This is a genomic window from Streptomyces griseoviridis (genome assembly GCF_005222485.1).
Lineage (GTDB): Bacteria > Actinomycetota > Actinomycetes > Streptomycetales > Streptomycetaceae > Streptomyces > Streptomyces hintoniae.
In genome coordinates this window covers 4,597,564-4,617,455 of record NZ_CP029078.1, presented here as the reverse complement: position 1 = coordinate 4,617,455, position 19,892 = coordinate 4,597,564, and the positions used below count along the sequence as shown (strand labels likewise).

Sequence of the window (19,892 nt, the reverse complement as noted above, 5' to 3'; positions counted from 1 at the left end):
CCGACTCAGATGTCGAGGAAACGGACGTCCTTGGCGTTGCGCTGGATGAACTGGCGGCGGGCCTCGACGTCCTCGCCCATCAGGACCGAGAACAGGTCGTCGGCCTGCGCGGCGTCGTCGAGGGTGACCTGGCCGAGGACGCGGTGCTCCTGGTCCATGGTCGTCACGCGCAGCTCCTCCGCGTTCATCTCGCCGAGGCCCTTGAAGCGCTGGATCGAGTCCTCGCGGATGCGCTTGCCGCGCTGGCGGCCCATCTCGATGAGGGCGTCGCGCTCGCGGTCCGAGTAGGCGTACTCGACGTCGTCACGGCCCCACTTGATCTTGTACAGCGGGGGGCGGGACAGGAACACGTGCCCGGCCTCGACCAGCGGCCGCATGAAGCGGAAGAGGAAGGTCAGCAGCAGCGTGTTGATGTGCTGGCCGTCGACGTCGGCGTCCGCCATCAGGATGATCTTGTGATAGCGGAGCTTCTCGATGTCGAAGTCCTCGTGCACGCCGGTGCCGAAGGCGGAGATCAGCGCCTGGATCTCCTGGTTCTGGAGGATCTTGTCGATCCTCGCCTTCTCGACGTTGAGGATCTTGCCGCGGATCGGGAGGATCGCCTGGTACTGCGGGTTGCGGCCGGACTTGGCCGAACCGCCGGCGGAGTCGCCCTCGACGATGAAGATCTCGCACTTGATGGGGTCGTTCGACTGGCAGTCGGAGAGCTTGCCCGGCAGCGAGGCCGACTCCAGGAGGCCCTTGCGGCGGGTCAGGTCGCGCGCCTTGCGGGCCGCCACGCGCGCGGTGGCCGCCTGGATGCCCTTGCGGACGATGTCGGCGGCCTCGACCGGGTTGCGGTCGAGCCAGTCGTTGAGGTGCTCGTAGACCGCCTTCTGGACGAAGGTCTTGGCCTCCGTGTTGCCCAGCTTGGTCTTGGTCTGGCCCTCGAACTGGGGTTCGCTCAGCTTCACCGAGATGATCGCCGTCAGACCCTCGCGGATGTCGTCGCCCGTGAGGTTGTCGTCCTTCTCGCGCAGCAGCTTCTTGTCGCGCGCGTACTTGTTGATCAGGTTGGTGAGCGCCGCGCGGAAGCCCTCCTCGTGGGTGCCGCCCTCATGCGTGTGGATGATGTTGGCGAAGGAGTACACGCCCTCGCTGTAACCGCTGTTCCACTGCATGGCGACCTCGAGGGACAGGCTCTTGTCCTTGTCCTCGGCCTCCAGGTCGATGATCGTCGGGTGTACCGCCTCGCCCTTGCGGGAGTTGAGGTACTTCACGAAGTCGACGATGCCGCCCTCGTAGTGGTACGTGACGGTCTTGACCTCGTCCTTGACGTCGGTGCCCGCCTCGTCCGCGCCCGTCGTGGCCTTCGCCGAGTCGCGCTCGTCGGTGAGCTTGATCGTCAGGCCCTTGTTGAGGAACGCCATCTCCTGGAAGCGGCGCGACAGGGTCTCGAACGAGTACTCGGTGGTCTCGAAGATGTCGCTGTCGGCCCAGAAGGTCACCGAGGTGCCGGTCCGGTCGATGGCCTCGTGCTTGGCCAGCGGGGCGGTCGGGACGCCCAGCTTGTACTCCTGCGTCCAGCGGTGGCCGTCGGTCCGTACCTCGACGGCGACCTTGGAGGACAGGGCGTTCACCACCGAGACGCCGACGCCGTGCAGGCCGCCGGAGACCGCGTAGCCGCCGCCCCCGAACTTGCCGCCCGCGTGCAGCACGGTCAGCACGACCTCGAGGGCCGGCTTGCCCTCGGACGGCACGATGCCCACCGGGATGCCGCGGCCGTTGTCGATCACGCGGACGCCGCCGTCGGGCAGGATCGTCACGTCGATGGTGTCCGCGTGCCCGGCAAGCGCCTCGTCGACGGAGTTGTCCACGACCTCGTACACCAGGTGGTGCAGACCGCGCTCGCCGGTCGAGCCGATGTACATACCGGGTCGCTTGCGGACCGCGTCCAGCCCTTCGAGGACGGTGATGGCGCTGGCGTCGTACGAAGCGGTGACCTCACCGGTCGGCGGGGTGACCGCGGCGCTCGCGCCGGCGTCATCGGTGGACGGGATGTTCTCGTTGGGGTTGCCGGAATCGGCCACGAAGCGCCCTTTCTGGCACAGCACGAGCCGGGCTCGTCGGCGGGTTGCCGGAGCGGCTGCGGCATGTTGCGTTGGTAAGCCTTGATCAGCGTTGCTCAGCGTTGCTCAGCGTGTCCCGGACGATCCCCACGAGTGGGGCGGGATTGGCTTCCAGTCTACCGGTAGCGCCGACAGTGATGGGGGTTTGCGGGTACCTGAGTCCTCATGTGCCGCCCTCAACCGGTCTCTTCCGGGTCCCCATATGGGGAGCAGGGCTCCAAGAGGCTCACAGCGGCACTCAGCGCTTCCGGCTGTCAACCCATGGCTACTTGGGAGTCAGGTCGGGACGCGCGACCGCGCGGGGTCGCGCGAGGAGCGGCGCGCGGCGCACGCGCGGGCGCTCGTGACGTGATGTCCGTCACCCGTAGGTGTCACCGGGTCCGGTGCTGCCGGGGGCCCGCAGCGGACCGTAGCGGCGCACGGGACCCTGCGGCCCCAACACCTTGATCAGCGTGATCGTGCCGTGGCCGAGATCCTGGTTCAGCCGGGCCACCAGGGTCGGCGCGAGCAGCCGCAGGTTGGTCGCCCAGGCCGTGGAGTCGCAGCGCACGGTCAGCACGCGCTCCTCCTCGTCGTACTTCTCAGGATCGCAGTGGTTGGCCACGTCCTCGCCGACGATCTCAGGCCAGCGCCCCATGACCCCGCCGACCGCGGCCGGCGCCTCCCAACCACGTTCGTTGATCAGGCGGTTGATGGCCGCCCCGAACGCCATCGGATCGCGGCCGTCGGCGCGCGCGCCGGAGCGCAGTCCACCGCGCCTGGCCTGCTTGCGCTGCTGCGCCGCGTCACCGCGCGCGCGGGCCGCCTCCTTGGCCGCGCGCAGCGCCACGCGCGCGAGGTCGACACCGGACGGCTCGGCGGCCTTCGCGGCCGCCTGGGAGGGCTCGGAGCGGTCGGAGTGGTCGGGGGCGCTCATACCCGCTCCACCGTCCCGTCCGCGACCGCGTACCTGGTGCCCGCGAGGACGTCGGGCACGTCATCGTCGACCGCGGCCGTCACCAGGACCTGCTCGCCGGGCGCGACCAGTTCGGCCAGGCGTTCGCGGCGGCGGGCGTCCAGCTCGGCGAAGACGTCGTCGAGGACCAGCACCGGCTCGTTGCCCTCGGCCCGCAGCAGGTCGTAGGAGGCCAGCCGCAGCGCCAGCGCGTAGGACCAGGACTCGCCGTGCGAGGCGTAGCCCTTGGCGGGCAGCTCGCCGAGTTTCAGCAGCAGGTCGTCGCGGTGCGGGCCGACGAGGGTGACGCCCCGCTCGATCTCCTGCTTGCGCGCCTCGCCGAGCGCCCCGAGGAGCTGCTCGGCGAGGTCCTCGCGGGTGTGCGCGTCGCCGGGGGCCGACGGCTTGTACTCCAGGGCGACGGGCCCGCCCGCGGGCGCCAGCTGTTCGTACGCCTTGTCGGCGAGCGGCTGGAGCGCGGCGATGAGGTCAAGGCGCCGGGCGAGGAGTTCGGCGCCCGCGCGCGCGAGGTGCTGGTCCCAGACGTCGAGCGTCGACAGGTCGAGGGAGCGGCCGCCGTGCCTGCGGGCGAGCGCGGCCGACTTCAGGAGGGTGTTGCGCTGCTTGAGGACCCGCTCGTAGTCGGAGCGGACGCCGGCCATCCGCGGGGAGCGGGCGGTGACCAGTTCGTCGAGGAACCGGCGCCGCTCGCCGGGATCGCCCTTGATCAGCGCGAGATCCTCGGGCGCGAACAGCACGGTCCGTACGATGCCCAGCACGTCACGCGGTCTGACCTGCGAGGACCGGTTGATGCGGGCGCGGTTGGCCTTGCCCGGGTTCAGTTCAAGCTCGATGAGTTGCTGCCGGTCGCCCTGGCGGACCTGCGCCCGGATCACCGCGCGGTCGGCGCCGACCCTGACCAGGGGCGCGTCCGAGGCGACCCGGTGGCTGCCGAGGGTGGCGAGGTAGCCGACGGCCTCGACGAGGTTGGTCTTGCCCTGGCCGTTCGGTCCGACGAAAGCGGTGACGCCCGGGTCGAGCGGGACCTCGACCCGGGCGTACGAGCGGAAGTCGGCCAGCGAAAGGTGCGTGACGTGCATGGTCGTTCGCCGACCTCCCCCAACGTGGTGCGCTGCGCTTCCGGTTGTCCCCGGTCCTTCCACGGCCTGTGGACAACCGGGTCACCCCCGAGGGTGCCGCCCGGCATCCCCAGGGTGTGGACTACTTCGCCTCGACGGCGTGCCCGCCGAACTGGTTGCGCAGCGCGGCGATCATCTTCATCTGCGGCGAGTCGTCCTGGCGTGAGGCGAACCGCGCGAACAGCGAGGCCGTGATCGCGGGCAGCGGCACGGCGTTGTCGATGGCCGCCTCGACGGTCCAGCGGCCCTCGCCCGAGTCCTGCGCGAAGCCCTTGAGCCGGTCCAGGTGCTCGTCGTCGTCGAGGGCGTTGACGGCGAGGTCGAGCAGCCAGGAGCGGATCACGGTGCCCTCCTGCCAGGAGCGGAAGACCTCGCGCACGTCGGTGACCGAGTCGACCTTCTCCAGCAGCTCCCAGCCCTCGGCGTAGGCCTGCATCATGGCGTACTCGATGCCGTTGTGGACCATCTTCGCGAAGTGGCCCGCGCCGACCTTGCCGGCGTGCACCGAGCCGTACTTGCCCTCGGGCTTGAGGGCGTCGAAGACGGGCTGCACCTTGGCGACGTTCTCCGCGTCGCCGCCGTACATGAGCGCGTAGCCGTTCTCCAGGCCCCAGACGCCGCCGGATACGCCGCAGTCGACGAAGCCGATGCCCTTGGCCGCCAGCTCCTCGGCGTGCTTCTCGTCGTCCGTCCAGCGGGAGTTGCCGCCGTCCACGACGACGTCGCCGGGCTCCAGGAGCTCGCCCAGCTCGTCGATGGTGGACTGGGTCGGACCGCCGGCCGGGACCATCACCCAGACGACGCGCGGGCTCTCGAGCTTGCCCACGAGCTCGTCCAGGCTGTGGACGTCGGCGAGGTCAGGGTTGCGGTCGAATCCGTGGACGGTGTGGCCCGCGCGGCGGATCCGCTCGCGCATGTTGCCGCCCATCTTGCCGAGGCCGACGAGACCGAGCTCCATCAGTTGGTTCCTTTAGGTTGCGGTGTGGCGTGTGAGGCACGTGCGTACCCGCGTCCGAGCCTAGACCCGGACGCTCCCGCACACCTGTGGGCATACGCGCTCATACGTACGCCCTCACCTGGGGGTTCGTGCCGAGCGGGTCAGCCGCTCAGCCGCACCGGCATGATCAGGTACTTGTAGGCCTCGTCCGCCTCGGCGTCCAGCGCCGGCTTGCCGCTGAGCAGCGCGGGCTTCGTGGACGTCGTGAACGACAGCTGGGCGACCGGGGAGTCGATGGCGCTCAGGCCGTCCAGCAGGAACGTCGGGTTGAAGGCGATCGAGATGTCGTCGCCCTCCAGCTGGGCGTCGACGCGCTCCACAGCCTGTGCGTCGTCGCTGGAGCCGGCCTCCAGGATGAGCACGCCCTGCTCGAAGCTGAGCCGCACCGGGGTGTTGCGCTCGGCGACCAGGGCCACGCGCTTGACGGCCTCCACGAAGGGGGCGGTCTCGATCACGGCGACGCTGTTGAACTCCGTCGGGAAGAGCGTGCGGTACTTCGGGAGGTCGCCCTCCAGGAGCCGGGTGGTGGTGCGGCGGCCCGCGCCCTCGAAGCCGATCAGGCCCTCGCCCGAGCCGGAGCCGGAGAGCGCCAGGATCACGCTGTCGCCGCTCGTGAGGGCCTTGGCGGTGTCCAGGAGCGTCTTGGCGGGCACCAGGGCGACCGCGGACGCCTCCGGGTTCTCCGGCTTCCACAGGAACTCGCGGACCGCGAAGCGGTAGCGGTCGGTGGAGGCGAGGGTGACGGTGTCGCCCTCGATCTCGATGCGGACACCGGTCAGCACCGGCAGCGTGTCGTCACGTCCGGCCGCGATGGCGACCTGGGCGGCGGCGGAGGCGAAGACCTCGCCGGGGACCGTGCCGGTCGCGTTCGGCATCTGGGGCAGGGCCGGGTACTCCTCCACCGGCAGGGTGTGGAGGGTGAAGCGCGAGGAGCCGCAGACCACGGTGGCCCGGACGCCGTCGGTGGAGATCTCCACCGGGCGGTTGGGCAGGGCGCGGCAGATGTCGGCCAGCAGCCGGCCCGAGACCAGGACGGTGCCCTCCTCCTCGACCTCGGTCTCCACCGACACCCGGGCGGAGACCTCGTAGTCGAAGCTGGAGAGGCTCAGCTGGCCCTCCTCGGCCTTCAGCAGCAGGCCCGCGAGGACCGGCGCCGGCGGACGGGCCGGGAGGCTGCGCGCCGCCCAGGCGACTGCCTCCGCGAGTACGTCGCGTTCCACCCGGATCTTCACTGTTGCCGCCTCCTGCTGTTGCCGGCGCTGCTCGGCCTGCCTGGCTTCGTCGTCTGTCTCGGTGTCGTCGGCCCCTGGTGGGGGAAGGACACCGGGGAACAGTCTGACGCACGGCACTGACAGTAGGTGCCTCTCGGGGTCAAGTCGTGACGAGGGGCGGTCGGCGGCCGGAGAGCGAGTTGTGCACAGGACCCCCTTCGAAACGTCTTCCCAGCTCTCTCTAGTTGGGAGTAGTAGTAGGGGCTGTGGAAACGGTGGATAACCGCGTTTTCGCAGGTCAGACCGGAAATTTTGTCCACTGGTCCTGTGGGCGGAGGCGGTGGAAAACCGGGCCTCTCTGTGGAGAACGGAAAGTTCTGCACACTCCATGCACAGGCGAGGGCGGGTTCTCCCCAGGTGCGTCCCCAGGTTTACCCGGCTTTCCCACAGCCCAACCCGGCACCTTCGTGTGACGCCTTTCACTCGACCCGGTGAGCAGGCGCGTCGCGTTGCCGAACAGTGGACAGGACTGTGGAGAAGCGCGAGATCGTTGGGGACAACGCGCCCGAACCTGTGGGTCACCGGTGGACAACTCCGTGCACAGCCTGTGGACCAAAACTCTGTCCACAGGCTGTGGAAATCTTTTGTCCACCAATCCACAGGCACCTGACCTGGTCCGATGGTCCCTCACCCGCGGCGCCTGTGGACACGATCTGGACAACTTCGCGGTCCCCAGGATGTGGACACGAGAAAGTCGCCCAATCTGTGGAGGACGGCCGTAACCCCACAGGTAATCGAACAGCTGGGGACGGGGGAACGAAGAAGGGCGCCCACCGGATCTCTCCGGGAGCGCCCTCGACGGGACCTCTGCGCGCGGCCCTCAGCCGTTCTTGATGCGGTTCGTCAGCTCCGTCACCTGGTTGTAGATGGAGCGCCGCTCGGCCATCAGATTGCGGATCTTGCGGTCCGCGTGCATGACGGTGGTGTGGTCGCGGCCGCCGAACAGGGCGCCGATCTTCGGCAGCGAGAGGTCCGTCAGCTCCCGGCACAGGTACATGGCGATCTGCCGGGCGGTCACCAGGGCCCGCCCGCGCGAGGTGCCGCACAGGTCCTCGACGGTCAGCCCGAAGTAGTCGGCGGTGGCGCTCATGATGGCCGTCGAGGTGATCTCGGGCGCGGAGTCGTCGCCGCCGGGGATCAGGTCCTTGAGGACGATCTCCGTCAGGCCCAGGTCCACCGGCTGCCGGTTGAGCGAGGCGAACGCCGTCACCCGGATCAGCGCGCCCTCCAGCTCCCGGATGTTCCGCGAGATCCGGGACGCGATGAACTCCAGCACCTCCGGCGGGGCGTTCAGCTGCTCCTGCACCGCCTTCTTGCGCAGGATCGCGATCCGTGTCTCCAGCTCGGGCGGCTGGACGTCGGTGATCAGACCCCACTCGAAGCGGTTGCGCAGCCGGTCCTCCAGCGTCACCAGCTGCTTGGGCGGCCGGTCGCTGGAGAGCACGATCTGCTTGTTCGCGTTGTGGAGCGTGTTGAAGGTGTGGAAGAACTCCTCCTGCGTCGACTCCTTGTCCGCGAGGAACTGGATGTCGTCGACGAGCAGGATGTCCATCTCGCGGTAGCGCTTGCGGAAGCTGTCGCCCTTGCCGTCGCGGATGGAGTTGATGAACTCGTTGGTGAACTCCTCGGAGCTGACGTACCGCACCCGCGTGCCGGGGTACAGGCTGCGCGCGTAGTGCCCGATCGCGTGCAGCAGGTGGGTCTTGCCGAGCCCCGACTCCCCATAGATGAACAGGGGGTTGTACGCCTTCGCGGGCGCCTCGGCGACGGCGACCGCCGCCGCGTGCGCGAACCGGTTGGAGGCGCCGATGACGAACGTGTCGAAGAGGTACTTCGGGTTCAGCCGCGCGGTGGGCTCACCGGGACCCGCGGCCGGCGCGGGCTGCGCGGCCAGCGGGCCGGGGGCGCCGCTGGAGGCGGACGAACCCACGGGACCGCCGCGGTGGACGTGTCCGGAACCCGACGGCGGCTCGGACCGGTCGCGGCGCGCGTCGCGCCCCCGCTCGTAGTCGCCCCGGCCCTGGTCGTAGTCCGAGCGGCCCTGGTCGTAGTCGGGCCGCTGGTTGTCGTAGGGCGAGCGGTCCATCGGCTGCACGCGGTAGTCGCGGGGCCCGTACCCGTCCTGCGCGGGCGGCCCGTAGCCGTCCTGGCCGCCGGAGTTCTTCTGCCCGTAGCCGTCCTGCCCCGGGGAGCCGTACGTGTCCTGCTGGCCGTAGGTCTCCTGCGGCGAGGCGTACGGGTCGCGCTCGGGGAAGCCGAGGCGGGGCTGCTGCCAGCTGTACTCGTCCTGCTGCGGACGCGGCCAGGCGCCGGGCTCAGGACGCTGGTACTCCGACGGATAGGCGGGCCGCGCGCTGGGCAGCGAGTCGCCGGGCAGCTGGTCGCCGCGGCCGGGCGGGCGGTCGTCGGCGCGGTGCCGGCCGTAGCCGCCGCCCTCGTAGGACGGCAGCTCGGGCTCCTCGTAGCGCTGCTGGGGACGCGACGGCTGGACGGGCGGCGGCGCGGGCTCGCCCGCGGAGTCGTCGACGGTGATCGCGATCCGGATCGGACGGCCGCACTCCCGGCTCAGCGTCTCGCTGACGACGGGGGCGAGCCGGCCCTCGAGCACGCCCTTCGCGAACTCGTTCGGCACGGCCAGCAGCGCGGTGTCCGCGACCAGCGCGAGCGGCTGGCAGCGCCGGATCCAGTGCTCGTCCTTGGACTCGACGCCCTGACCGCGGCCCTCCCCGAGGAGCTGCTCCAGTACTCGTGGCCACACTGCGGCAAGATCGGCAGGTACGTCAGCCACAGGGCACGCTCTCTCGCGGGTCCCACGAACGTGTGGTTGCGGGACGGATCGGGATCTACATCGGGTGGCATCGGGGACAAGGGAACGAATCGGAGTTCAGCCAAGGTAGTCAGGGCGACGGCTACGGTTCAAGTTGTTGTCCCCAGGCTGTGGACAGTGTCTCCCCCGCGCCTCTGGTTTGACCGGATGGCGCAGCCGCGCGTACCGTAACCAGGTCGAGTTGTCGATGGCTGCTGCCGCCTGCCTCCGATGGGCACAGATCGCTCAAGGTGATCGGGAAGCGGTGCACTCGGGCGTGACGCGAGCTACTCGTGGGCGCACGGTGACAGCCAGGACGGCACCCGCCACCACCGATTTATCTCTGGAGCCCCCGAGTGAGCAAGCGCACCTTCCAGCCGAACAACCGTCGTCGCGCCAAGACCCACGGCTTCCGGCTGCGTATGCGTACCCGTGCCGGCCGCGCGATTCTCGCGTCCCGCCGTAGCAAGGGTCGCGCCAGCCTTTCCGCCTGATCCCGGTCAGGTCATGCCGTCGTGCTGCCCACCGAGAACCGGCTGAGGCGGCGCGAGGACTTCGCGACCGCAGTACGACGAGGGCGCCGGGCCGGCCGCCCGTCCCTCGTCGTCCACTTTCGTAGCGGTGCCACGGACCCGCACGCGCCTGGGGAGAGCGCTCCCCCGACGCGTGCGGGTTTCGTCGTCAGCAAGGCCGTGGGCGGCGCGGTCGTCCGCAACAAGGTGAAGCGCAGACTTCGCCATCTGATGCGTGACCGAGTGCCGCTGCTGCCCCCCGGTAGCCTGGTAGTCGTACGAGCGCTGCCCCCAGCGGGCGACGCCGACCATGCACAGCTGGCCCGAGACCTGGATGCCGCCCTCGAGCGGCTGCTGGGAGGGGGCGCGCGATGAAGTACCCGCTGCTGGTTCTGATCAAGCTGTACCAGTGGACGATCAGTCCGCTGCTCGGACCGGTCTGCAAGTACTACCCGTCGTGCTCCCACTACGGCTACACGGCCATCGACCGGCACGGTGCCATCAAGGGCACGGCACTGACCGCCTGGCGCATCCTGCGCTGCAATCCGTGGTCGCTGGGCGGTGTGGACCATGTCCCGCCGCGCAAGCGTCCGCGGTGGCACGAAATGCTGCGTGACGCGTGGCGCAAACGCAGGGGCGGGACCTCCGCCGCAGAACCGGCCACCGAGGGACAGCGTCCCCCGGGCCCGGCCGCAGAGAGCCCGTCCCATGCCCAAGGAGCATGATTAGTGGACACGATTGCCAGCCTGTTCAGCTTCATCACGACACCCGTCTCCTGGGTCATCGTCCAGTTCCACACGGTGTACGGCGCCATCTTCGGCGCGGACACCGGGTGGGCCTGGGGCCTGTCGATCGTGTCCTTGGTGATCCTGATCCGCATCTGCCTGATCCCGCTGTTCGTGAAGCAGATCAAGGCGACCCGGGCGATGCAGACGCTCCAGCCCGAGATGAAGAAGATCCAGGAGCGCTACAAGACGGACAAGCAGCGTCAGTCCGAAGAGATGATGAAGCTGTACAAGGAGACGGGCACCAACCCGCTCTCCTCGTGCCTTCCCATCCTGGCGCAGTCCCCGTTCTTCTTCGCGCTGTACCACGTGCTCAACGCCATCGCGACGGGCTCGACGATCGGCGTCATCAACGAGTCGCTGCTCGCCAGCGCCCGTAAGGCACACATCGTCGGCGCCCCGCTCGCGGCGAAGTTCACCGACAGCTCGTCGACGGTGGAGGCGCTCGGCGCCTCCCTCATGGACGTCCGGGTCGTCACCGCGATCATGATCGTCATGATGTCGGCGTCGCAGTTCTACACGCAGCGCCAGCTGATGACGAAGAACGTCGACACCACGGTGAAGACGCCGTTCATGCAGCAGCAGAAGATGCTGATGTACGTCTTCCCGGTCATGTTCGCCGTCTTCGGCATCAACTTCCCGGTCGGTGTCCTCGTCTACTGGCTGACCACCAACGTGTGGACCATGGGCCAGCAGATGTACGTCATCCGCAACAACCCGACCCCGGGTTCCAAGGCGCAGGCCGCCTACCTGGAGCGACTGACCAAGCACGTCACGCACCACGGCAAGACCCGCAGGCGCAGCGAGAAGACCATCGTCAAGGCGATCGTCGCCAAGGGACGCGAGCGCAACGAGTTCGAGCGCAAGTTCATCAACTCCCTCAGCAAGGCCGGCCTCGCGGCGCAGACCGACGGCACCGTCCTCAAGAGCGACACCGCCGTCCTGGAGAACGAGGACGGCACGCCGGGCACCGGCGCCGCCCCCAAGCGCCAGCAGCCCAAGCGGCAGAGCAAGTCGCAGCGGCAGGGCGGCCCCAGGTCGGCCGGTGAGAGCGGCACGTCCACCGAGGCCGCGGACTCCTCCTCGTCGTCCTCCCCCTCGCTGAGCAAGGCGTCCGACGAGCAGGGCGGCAAGCCCGCCGCCGGTGCCAAGAAGGCCCAGCCGCAGTCGGGCGGCGGTGGCCGCAGCAAGGCCCAGTCCGGTCAGCGCAAGGGCCCGCAGCGCCCCAAGTCCCCGTCCAAGAAGTAAGAAGGAGTCCATCCCGTGACGGAAGGCACCACCTCCGCCGCTGCCGAGGGTGCAGACACCCTGTCCCGCCTGGAGCAGGAGGGCGAGATCGCGGCGGACTACCTCGAGGGTCTGCTGGACATCGCCGACCTCGACGGCGACATCGACATGGACGTCGAGGCCGACCGCGCAGCCGTGTCGATCATCAGCGACTCCGGCGGCCGTGATCTGAACAAGCTGGTCGGCCGTGACGGCGAGGTGCTTGAGGCGCTTCAGGAGCTGACGCGCCTGGCCGTGCACCGGGAGACCGGCGACCGCAGCCGGCTGATGCTGGACATCGGCGGCTACCGGGCCAAGAAGCGCGCCGAGCTGTCCGAGCTGGGCGCCAAGGCCGCGGCCGAGGTCAAGAGCAGCGGCGAGCCCGTGAAGATGGACCCGATGACCCCGTTCGAGCGCAAGGTCGTGCACGACGCGGTCAAGGCCGCGGGCCTGCGCAGCGAGTCCGAGGGCGAGGAGCCCGAGCGCTTCGTCGTCGTACTGCCCGCCTGATCGGTTCCCACGTTCCCCCGGCCCCGTCTGTAGCGCAGGCGGGGCCGAACTTTGTCAGCCTGATAGTTCTGATACCGGCGCCCGGTGCGCCCACGCGGTTCGGAAGGACGGTCCCCCGTGACGGAGGCAGCGGAGCTTCCCCCTGTGCCCGAGGTGGCACATGAGGTGTTCGGCGATCGGTACGCGGACGCGGTGCGGTACGCGGAGCTGCTCGCCGAGGCCGGTGTGCAGCGCGGCCTGATCGGCCCGCGCGAGGTGCCCCGGCTCTGGGAACGGCACCTGCTGAACTGCGCGGTGCTCTCCGAGGTCGTGCCCGACGGCGTGACCGTCTGCGATGTCGGCTCGGGCGCCGGACTGCCCGGCATCCCCCTGGCACTCGTCCGGGACGACCTGAAGATCACGCTCCTGGAGCCGCTGCTGCGCCGGACGAACTTCCTCACCGAGGTCGTCGAACTCCTGGGCCTCGACCATGTGACGGTCGTGCGCGGCCGGGCCGAGGAGGTCATGGGCCAGCTGCCGCCCGTCCATGTGGTGACGGCACGGGCCGTGGCGCCGCTGGACCGGTTGGCGACCTGGGGCATCCCGCTGCTGCGTCCCTACGGCGAGATGCTGGCCCTCAAGGGCGACACCGCCGAGGAGGAGCTGAAGGCCGCGGGCGCAGCGCTCAGCAAGCTCGGCGCGGTGGAGACGTCCGTCCTCCAGGTCGGCGAGGGCATCGTGGACCCGCTGTCGACGGTGGTACGGGTCGAGGTCGGAGAGAGCCCGGGAGGTGTCCGCTTCGCCGCCAAGCGCGCGAAGGCGGCCCGGACAGGGCGGACTCGCCGGCGTCGGTGAGCGGACCGGCCGTACTCCACCCAAGCTGTCACAGCTCGACATGCCGGAGTGTCGCGACAGTTCGGCCTCGGCGTGGGCGCATCGTGTTTCACGTGAAACGTCGCTCACTGCTGCACGGCATCATCAGCCGGGGCCGCGCCGCGGCCGAACCCCGTGACCGAAAGCCCCTTGGTTCACTCAGAGAGGGTGTGGAGTTGTCCACAGAGGTGGATTTCTCCACAGAACACCAGGCCTCACTGGTTCATGACCCCGAAGGCATGGCAGGCTCTGTTCATTGCGAGCTTGAAGTCGAGGAGAGTGAATCCTTGCGGTCCGACGCCAACATCGCGGGACCGATGACCGATCCGGTCCCCGGTCCCCGTACCGAGTCGATGGGGGAGGATGTTTCACGTGAAACACCGCCCCCCATGGACGACACACCGATCGGTCGTGCTGCCCAACTGGCGGTAGAGGCTCTGGGCCGTGCCGGTGAGGGCCTGCCGCGGCCCGAGCAGACCCGTGTCATGGTGGTCGCCAACCAGAAGGGCGGTGTCGGCAAGACGACGACGACCGTCAACCTTGCCGCCTCCCTGGCCCTGCACGGCGGACGGGTGCTGGTGGTCGACCTCGACCCCCAGGGCAACGCGTCCACCGCGCTGGGGATCGACCACCACGCCGAAGTCCCTTCCATCTACGACGTCCTGGTCGACAGCAGACCACTGTCCGAGGTCGTTCAGCCGGTCCCCGATGTCGAAGGTCTTTTCTGTGCCCCCGCCACCATCGATCTCGCCGGTGCGGAGATCGAGTTGGTGTCCCTGGTGGCACGCGAGAGCCGCCTTCAGCGGGCCATCCAGGCCTATGAGCAGCCGCTGGACTACATCCTCATCGACTGCCCGCCGTCCCTCGGTCTCCTGACGGTCAACGCCATGGTCGCCGGGGCCGAGGTGCTCATCCCCATCCAGTGCGAGTACTACGCGCTGGAGGGCCTGGGCCAACTCCTGCGCAACGTCGATCTGGTGCGGGGGCACCTCAACCCCGCCCTGCACGTCTCGACGATCCTGCTCACCATGTACGACGGCCGGACGCGTCTCGCCTCCCAGGTCGCGGACGAGGTGCGCAGCCACTTCGGCGCCGAGGTCCTGCGGACGAGCATTCCCCGCTCGGTCCGTATCTCCGAGGCACCGAGCTACGGACAGACGGTGCTGACCTACGATCCAGGATCGAGCGGTGCCCTGTCCTATCTTGAGGCGGCACGTGAAATCGCGCTGAGGGGTGTCGGCGTCAGTTACGACGCGCAGCACGCCCATATCGGCGCCCAGAGTGACCCGAGCATGGTGGAGGGTATCCAGTGAGCGAGCGACGGAGGGGTCTGGGTCGTGGTCTAGGCGCACTGATCCCCGCTGCCCCGACGGAGAGGACACCGGCGCAGTCCGCGGTCGGCGGCGCGGGTTCCGCGTCCCCGGCGGCGGTGCCGGTGCTGATGACCGACCGCGGTGTGGCCGCGGCGAAGGTGGCCACGCTGCCGCCCGTCTACGAGGAAGACGGCGAACTGCCGTCGAGCGGCGGTGCGGAGCTGCCCGCGTCCCCGGTGGGCGCGCACTTCGCGGAGCTGCCCCTCGACTCCATCACGCCGAACCCGCGCCAGCCGCGTGAGGTCTTCGACGACGACGCGCTGCAGGAACTCGTCACCTCCATCAGGGAGGTCGGTCTCCTCCAGCCGGTCGTCGTGCGTCAGGCAGGTCCCGGGCGCTACGAACTGATCATGGGTGAGCGGCGCTGGCGGGCCTGCCGTGAGGCCGGCCTTGAGGCGATCCCGGCGATCGTGCGGGCCACGGACGACGAGAAGCTCCTTCTCGACGCCCTGCTGGAGAACCTGCACCGCGCGCAGCTGAACCCGCTGGAAGAGGCCTTCGCCTACGACCAGTTGCTGAAGGACTTCAGCTGCACGCACGACCAGCTGGCCGACCGCATCGGCCGTTCACGGCCGCAGGTCTCCAACACCCTGCGCCTGCTGAAGCTGTCTCCGGCCGTCCAGCGCCGGGTGGCCGCCGGGGTGCTCTCCGCCGGTCACGCGCGGGCGCTGCTCTCCGTGGACGACTCGGAGGAACAGGACCGGCTGGCCCACCGGATCGTCGCGGAGGGTCTCTCGGTCCGGGCGGTCGAGGAGATCGTGACCCTCATGGGATCGCGCCCGCAGGCCGTCCAGCGCTCCAAGGGGCCGCGGGCCGGAGCCCTGGTCTCCCCGGCGCTCTCCGACCTCGCGACCCGGCTCTCGGACCGCTTCGAGACGCGGGTGAAGGTCGACCTGGGACAGAAGAAGGGCAAGATCACCGTGGAGTTCGCCTCCATGGAGGACCTGGAGCGCATCCTCGGCTCCCTCGCCCCCGGCGAGGGACCGGTCCTGCAGAGGAGCCTCCTCGACGGTGACGACGAGGACGGCGAGGAGTAGCGGGCCGTCGGCCGGCCGGGTCTCGCCGCCCGGTGGGCCGTCCGAGCGGGCCGTGTCCGGTGTGTGCCGGACACGGCCCGCTCTTTGCTTTCATTCCGTATCGATGCCATCGCTTCGTGGATACGATGCGTTCGGTATGGCGCATCCACCTGGCGGCACCTCGGAGAGGGAAGTGGGTGCCCTGCGAACGATGAGCCGCACCGGACTGACGGGGGCGGCCCTGGGACTCGGCGCGGTCGGCGGATTCGTCGGCGGCCCGCTCAGGGAACGGAGCGCTCTGACAGCCGCCCGCGACGCAGCGGGCGAGAAAAGCGAGGAACAGCCTTCATGGGGCGCCGGCTCGTACCACTCACGCTGGACAACCTCGAAGACCTCCCCCAGCGCTGCCGGTCGTGCGTCTTCTGGGAGTTGGACCCCGTCCGGGGCGAAGCCGCGGTGAAGGCGGGCACGTCCGCCGGGGAGAAGGAGGGCTGGCTCTCCGCCGTCCTGCTGGACTGGGGCTCCTGCGGCCGTGTCGTCCAGGTCGACGACGTGCCGGTGGGCTTCGTGCTCTACGCCCCGCCGGACTACGTCCCCCGCTCGACGGCGTTCCCCACCAGCCCGATCTCACCGGACGCCGTGCAGTTGATCACCGCGTTCATCCTGCCCGAGTACCAGGGGCAGGGGCTGGGCCGGGTCATGGTGCAGACGGTGGCGAAGGACCTGCTGCGACGCAACTTCAAGGCGATCGAGGCGTTCGGGGACGCCCGGTGGACCGAGCCCGCGTGTCTGCTGCCCGCCGACCATCTCCTCGCGGTCGGCTTCAAGACGGTCCGTCCGCACCCCACGCACCCCCGGCTGCGGCTGGAGCTGCGGACGACGCTCTCCTGGAAGGAAGACGTGGAGATGGCGTTGGACCGGCTCCTGGGCGCCGTCCAGAAGGAACCTGTGCTGCGACCGCTGTGAGGCGGGGCGGGACGGGCTGAGGTGGACCGAGGCGGCTGTGGGGCGGGCTGAGGTGGCCCGCTCGGTGCACGGCGTTCGCGGATGCCGCCCGGACCGTGGCCGTCACGCGGAGGCCGTGCACGCGGAAGGGGCCGACTCTCAGGCGAGTCGGCCCCTTCAATGTTTCACGTGAAACATCAGGCGATGAAGTCCTCGAGGTCGCGCAGGAGCGCGGCCTTCGGCTTCGCGCCGACGATGGTCTTGGCGACCTCGCCACCCTGGTAGACGTTCAGCGTCGGGATCGACATGACGCCGTACTTGGCGGCCGTACCCGGGTTCTCGTCGATGTTCAGCTTCACGATCTCGATCTTGTCGCCGTGCTCCTTGGCGATCGCCTCGAGGGACGGGGCGATCTGACGGCACGGGCCGCACCAGGCGGCCCAGAAGTCCACGAGAACGGGCTTGTCGCTCTTGAGGACGTCCTCGTCGAAGGAAGCGTCGGTCACGTTCTTCAGGTCGGACACGGCGGGTGCTCCTCTACTGGGTTGTGCGGTGGGGGCGGGGCGGGAGGTCAGACAGTGGTCTTCTCGGGCTCGGCGTTCTCGCCGTCCGCGAGGAAGGAGAGGTAGCGCTCGGCGTCGAGGGCGGCCGAGCAGCCGGTGCCGGCGGCGGTGATGGCCTGGCGGTAGGTGTGGTCCACCACGTCACCGGCGCCGAAGACACCCGTGAGGTTCGTGCGCGTCGAGGGCGCGGCGACCTTCAGGTAGCCCTCCTCGTCCAGGTCCAGCTGGCCCTTGAACAGCTCGGTGCGCGGGTCGTGGCCGATCGCGATGAAGAGGCCGGTGACCGCCAGGTCCGACAGCTCGCCGGTCTTGAGGTTGCGCAGCTTGAGGCCGGACAGCTTCGGGTCGCCCTCGATCTCGGCGACCTCGCTGTCCCAGACGAACTTGATCTTCGGGTCGGCGAAGGCGCGCTCCTGCATCGCCTTGGAGGCGCGCAGGGTGTCCCGGCGGTGGACGATCGTCACGGACTTGGCGAACCGGGAGAGGAAGGTCGCCTCCTCCATGGCCGTGTCACCGCCGCCGATCACGGCGATGTCCTGGTCCTTGAAGAAGAAACCGTCACAGGTGGCGCACCAGGAGACTCCGCGCCCGGAGAGCGCGTCCTCGTTCGGCAGGCCCAGCTTGCGGTGCTGGGAGCCGGTGGTGACGATGACGGCCTTGGCCCGGTGGACGGTGCCCGCGGTGTCGGTGACGGTCTTGATGTCACCGGACAGGTCGACGGAGACGATGTCGTCCGGGATCAGCTCGGCACCGAAGCGCTCGGCCTGGCCGCGCATGTTGTCCATGAGGTCGGGGCCCATGATGCCGTCGCGGAAGCCGGGGAAGTTCTCCACGTCGGTGGTGTTCATGAGCGCGCCGCCCGCGGTGACGGCACCCTCGAAGACCAGCGGCTTCAGCGAGGCGCGCGCGGTGTAGAGCGCCGCCGTGTAGCCGGCGGGCCCGGAGCCGATGATGATCACGTTTCGGACGTCGCTCACGGCTTGGTTCCTCGTCTCTGGACTGCGTCGCGGACCGGGGGGGAGCACCTCTCGGAACTCTCATCCCACCCAACGGATACTAAGGGGCGCGCATTCCCACTGTGTCCGGGCACACGGAGGCCCGGCGAGGGTGGGGGGACAGCCGCAGCTCAGGGGTGGGTGTAGGTCCGCGTCAGCAGAACCTTCGCCCGGGTGGACGAGGGGTGGGTGACGCAGCTCGCGTCCACCAGGTACGCCGTCACCTTCGTGCCGTCGGAGACGTCGGGCAGCACCACGAGCAGCGCTCCGGTGCCCTGGTAGGTGCCTGTCTGGGCGGCCAGCGCCGGTTCGGTGCGGCCGATGCCCTCACGGACGCACGCGGGCACCGTGGGCTCCTTGAAGACCTTGGGCTGGTTGCTGCTGCCCTCGATCCCCATGCTGCGCGGGGCCTCGGAGGCGGTGCTCGCGGGCCGGTCCTGGAGGAGGGCGGAGACCTGGCTCTCCAGCTTCGCCTGGGAGAAGGTGTCCTTGGACGTCTCCTGGGCCTGGCTCTGCGTGGTCGGCTTGTCGTCGTGCAGGTTCGTCAGCAGGACGGAGCCGATGCCCAGCGCGGCGACCGTGAAGACGGTGCCGAGCACGGCGACCCGACGGCGTCCGCCGGGCCTGCGGTCCTTGCGCCCCGGTCCGGTGGTGGAGGTACGGGCGCGTCCGGCGGGACGGGCCGCGGCGGCAGCCGGTGCCGGTGTGGACGCGGCCGATGCCGTCGCCGACGGCGATGTTTCACGTGAAACATGCGCGCCGCCGCCGTCGGGTCCGGACGGGTCCGGGACTCCGGGCGCCGGGGAGTCGGTGGGGGCTGCCGCGTCGAGAAGGGCTTCCGCGGCGAGGGCCGCGTCGATGCGGTCGGCCACGTCGTCGGGCATGGCGACCGGCTCCTCCTGCACCGTGCCGAGCAGCGACCTGATCTCCTCCAGTGACGCGCGGACATCCGCGCACGGCTCGCAGCCGTCCAGGTGCCGGCGCACCTCGGCCGTCCTGGACGGGGTGAGCAGGCCCTCGGTGAGGTCGGAGAGCTCGTCGATGTCCGGGTGCCCGGTCATGTCCTCCGTGAATGTCACGCTCGCCCACCTCCGCCCTTCACAGCAGCTTGATCGTTCGGCCCGGTGTCGCGGGAACCGATGGCCGGTGGCCCCGCTGCCGGTGGGACGGATGTCCCCCGCGAGTGGTTCCGTCCCGTGCCGGGTTCGTCGTCGCCGCCCGAGTTCCCGGGGCGCAGATGGGTGAGCAGGGGCAGCAGTCTCGCTCTGCCCCGGGCGCAGCGGCTCTTGACCGTGCCGGTGGGGACGTCGAGCATCCGGGCCGCCTCGGCGACGGGGTACCCCTGCATGTCCACCAGGACCAGAGCCGCGCGCTGGTCCGGCGGCAGGGTGCCGAGGGCTTCCAGGAGCTGGCGGTGCAGGTCGTTGCGCTCGGCAGGCGCCGAGGCCGACTCGTGCGGCTCAAGCAGCTGCTCGAGGCGTTCGGTGTCGTCGACCGGGGAGGTCCTGCGGGAGGCCGCCTTGCGGACCCGGTCCAGGCAGGCGTTGACCGTGATGCGGTGCAGCCAGGTCGTGACGGCCGAGTGGCCGCGGAAGGTGTGCGCGGCCCGGTAGGCGGAGACCAGGGCGTCCTGGACGGCGTCGGCGGCCTCCTCACGGTCGCCGAGCGTCCGCAGGGCCACCGCCCAGAGCCGGTCGCGGTGGCGTCGGACTATCTCGCCGAAGGCGTCCTGGTCGCCGTCCACGTGGCGGGCCAGGAGGTCCTGATCACTGGTGTCGCCGTACGCGGTCTCACCCGCCATCGGACCCCCTCCCCTGGGA

The 19,892-nt window shown here is 69.8% G+C and carries 19 protein-coding genes; 9 read left to right on the top strand and 10 right to left on the bottom strand.

The window, feature by feature from the left end:
- Positions 1 to 5 precede the first annotated feature (5 nt).
- From gyrB to dnaA, 6 genes are all read right to left on the bottom strand, one after another.
- Positions 6 to 2,093 (bottom strand): DNA topoisomerase (ATP-hydrolyzing) subunit B, encoded by a 2,088-nt coding sequence (gene gyrB / locus DDJ31_RS19680; RefSeq protein ID WP_127178992.1) that lies wholly within the window; start codon positions 2,091 to 2,093, stop codon positions 6 to 8.
- 373 nt (positions 2,094 to 2,466) lie between these two features.
- A complete protein-coding gene (locus DDJ31_RS19675) occupies positions 2,467 to 3,024 on the bottom strand; it encodes a DUF721 domain-containing protein (RefSeq protein WP_127178993.1) in 558 nt (185 codons plus the stop codon).
- Positions 3,021 to 4,142, bottom strand: coding sequence for a DNA replication/repair protein RecF (gene recF, locus DDJ31_RS19670; RefSeq protein WP_127178994.1), 1,122 nt, complete (start codon positions 4,140 to 4,142; stop codon positions 3,021 to 3,023). Before recF ends, DDJ31_RS19675 begins: the two co-directional genes overlap by 4 nt.
- 121 nt (positions 4,143 to 4,263) lie before the next feature.
- Entirely contained in the window at positions 4,264 to 5,139 is an 876-nt protein-coding gene (gene gnd / locus DDJ31_RS19665; protein ID WP_127178995.1) for a phosphogluconate dehydrogenase (NAD(+)-dependent, decarboxylating), read from the bottom strand.
- Positions 5,140 to 5,279: 140 nt separating this feature from the next.
- Positions 5,280 to 6,410 carry a DNA polymerase III subunit beta gene (gene dnaN / locus DDJ31_RS19660; RefSeq protein ID WP_093831526.1) on the bottom strand — a complete coding sequence of 377 codons (1,131 nt, stop codon included), beginning with the start codon at positions 6,408 to 6,410 and terminating at the stop codon, positions 5,280 to 5,282.
- A gap of 859 nt (positions 6,411 to 7,269) precedes the next feature.
- Positions 7,270 to 9,237, bottom strand: coding sequence for a chromosomal replication initiator protein DnaA (dnaA, locus tag DDJ31_RS19655; RefSeq protein WP_127178997.1), 1,968 nt, complete (start codon positions 9,235 to 9,237; stop codon positions 7,270 to 7,272).
- 374 nt (positions 9,238 to 9,611) lie between these two features.
- Between dnaA and rpmH the strand changes: the two genes are divergently transcribed.
- The 9 genes from rpmH to DDJ31_RS19610 all read left to right on the top strand — a co-directional run bounded on the left by rpmH (position 9,612) and on the right by DDJ31_RS19610 (position 16,535).
- A complete protein-coding gene (rpmH, locus tag DDJ31_RS19650) occupies positions 9,612 to 9,749 on the top strand; it encodes a 50S ribosomal protein L34 (protein ID WP_006348049.1) in 138 nt (45 codons plus the stop codon).
- A gap of 21 nt (positions 9,750 to 9,770) precedes the next feature.
- Complete coding sequence (gene rnpA, locus DDJ31_RS19645; protein WP_127178998.1) at positions 9,771 to 10,142, top strand: ribonuclease P protein component; 372 nt, start codon at positions 9,771 to 9,773, stop codon at positions 10,140 to 10,142.
- Positions 10,139 to 10,492: a membrane protein insertion efficiency factor YidD gene (gene yidD, locus DDJ31_RS19640; RefSeq protein WP_127178999.1), complete on the top strand. Its 354-nt coding sequence runs from the start codon at positions 10,139 to 10,141 to the stop codon at positions 10,490 to 10,492. The genes rnpA and yidD overlap by 4 nt, the downstream gene beginning before the upstream one ends.
- 3 nt (positions 10,493 to 10,495) lie before the next feature.
- Positions 10,496 to 11,800 (top strand): membrane protein insertase YidC, encoded by a 1,305-nt coding sequence (gene yidC, locus DDJ31_RS19635; protein ID WP_127179000.1) that lies wholly within the window; start codon positions 10,496 to 10,498, stop codon positions 11,798 to 11,800.
- A gap of 15 nt (positions 11,801 to 11,815) precedes the next feature.
- Complete coding sequence (locus DDJ31_RS19630) at positions 11,816 to 12,328, top strand: protein jag (protein WP_127179001.1); 513 nt, start codon at positions 11,816 to 11,818, stop codon at positions 12,326 to 12,328.
- A gap of 117 nt (positions 12,329 to 12,445) precedes the next feature.
- Positions 12,446 to 13,162, top strand: a complete 717-nt coding sequence (gene rsmG / locus DDJ31_RS19625; RefSeq protein ID WP_127179002.1) for a 16S rRNA (guanine(527)-N(7))-methyltransferase RsmG — start codon at positions 12,446 to 12,448, stop codon at positions 13,160 to 13,162.
- Positions 13,163 to 13,419: 257 nt separating this feature from the next.
- Positions 13,420 to 14,493 carry a ParA family protein gene (locus tag DDJ31_RS19620; protein ID WP_127182700.1) on the top strand — a complete coding sequence of 358 codons (1,074 nt, stop codon included), beginning with the start codon at positions 13,420 to 13,422 and terminating at the stop codon, positions 14,491 to 14,493.
- Positions 14,490 to 15,590 carry a ParB/RepB/Spo0J family partition protein gene (locus DDJ31_RS19615; RefSeq protein ID WP_127179003.1) on the top strand — a complete coding sequence of 367 codons (1,101 nt, stop codon included), beginning with the start codon at positions 14,490 to 14,492 and terminating at the stop codon, positions 15,588 to 15,590. Before DDJ31_RS19620 ends, DDJ31_RS19615 begins: the two co-directional genes overlap by 4 nt.
- Before the next feature lie 327 nt (positions 15,591 to 15,917).
- Positions 15,918 to 16,535 carry a GNAT family N-acetyltransferase gene (locus tag DDJ31_RS19610; protein ID WP_127179004.1) on the top strand — a complete coding sequence of 206 codons (618 nt, stop codon included), beginning with the start codon at positions 15,918 to 15,920 and terminating at the stop codon, positions 16,533 to 16,535.
- A 176-nt stretch (positions 16,536 to 16,711) separates the two neighbouring features.
- Here the strand turns inward: DDJ31_RS19610 and trxA are convergent, their stop codons facing one another.
- The 4 genes from trxA to sigM all read right to left on the bottom strand — a co-directional run bounded on the left by trxA (position 16,712) and on the right by sigM (position 19,873).
- Positions 16,712 to 17,038: a thioredoxin gene (gene trxA / locus DDJ31_RS19605; RefSeq protein ID WP_127179005.1), complete on the bottom strand. Its 327-nt coding sequence runs from the start codon at positions 17,036 to 17,038 to the stop codon at positions 16,712 to 16,714.
- Positions 17,039 to 17,085: 47 nt separating this feature from the next.
- Positions 17,086 to 18,054 (bottom strand): thioredoxin-disulfide reductase, encoded by a 969-nt coding sequence (gene trxB, locus DDJ31_RS19600; protein WP_127179006.1) that lies wholly within the window; start codon positions 18,052 to 18,054, stop codon positions 17,086 to 17,088.
- Between the two features lie 149 nt (positions 18,055 to 18,203).
- Entirely contained in the window at positions 18,204 to 19,151 is a 948-nt protein-coding gene (locus DDJ31_RS19595) for an anti-sigma factor family protein (protein ID WP_127179007.1), read from the bottom strand.
- A complete protein-coding gene (gene sigM / locus DDJ31_RS19590; RefSeq protein WP_127179008.1) occupies positions 19,148 to 19,873 on the bottom strand; it encodes an RNA polymerase sigma factor SigM in 726 nt (241 codons plus the stop codon). Before sigM ends, DDJ31_RS19595 begins: the two co-directional genes overlap by 4 nt.
- Between the last annotated feature and the right edge of the window lie 19 nt (positions 19,874 to 19,892).